Source organism: Candidatus Phyllobacterium onerii (assembly GCF_028331445.1).
Taxonomy (GTDB): Bacteria; Pseudomonadota; Alphaproteobacteria; order Rhizobiales; family Rhizobiaceae; genus Phyllobacterium; species Phyllobacterium onerii.
Genome location: NZ_JAQMHX010000062.1, coordinates 1 through 255, shown reverse-complemented (window position 1 = coordinate 255; position 255 = coordinate 1). Strand labels below are relative to the sequence as shown.

Genomic DNA, 255 nt, shown 5'->3' with positions numbered 1-255 from the left:
CATGCACCTGATCTTCATGTACTCGTCGGACGAACGGCCCAGAATGACGCTGCGTGCGACGAGGGACTGTCCCTGCATCCCACACATCATCGCGCTGTTGACGTGAGGGCCGTAGATGACGTCAAGAGCCGTGTCTGACTGGCATTCGGGCGGCGAAATCCCCGCGGCGCATATAAGTACAATTACCTGGAGCATGCTGGCTTCCTTTGCGTTCGGTCGCTCCTCCCGACGCGCTGGTTTTCGCATTGGCTCTCA

1 protein-coding gene is annotated in these 255 nt (G+C 58.8%); it reads right to left on the bottom strand.

Annotated features, from left to right (window positions below; all coding sequences use genetic code 11):
- Positions 1–195 (bottom strand): hypothetical protein (locus PHA01_RS29205; RefSeq protein ID WP_271899735.1); only part of this gene is annotated, 195 nt, incomplete at its 3' end.
- Positions 196–255: the final 60 nt, after the last annotated feature.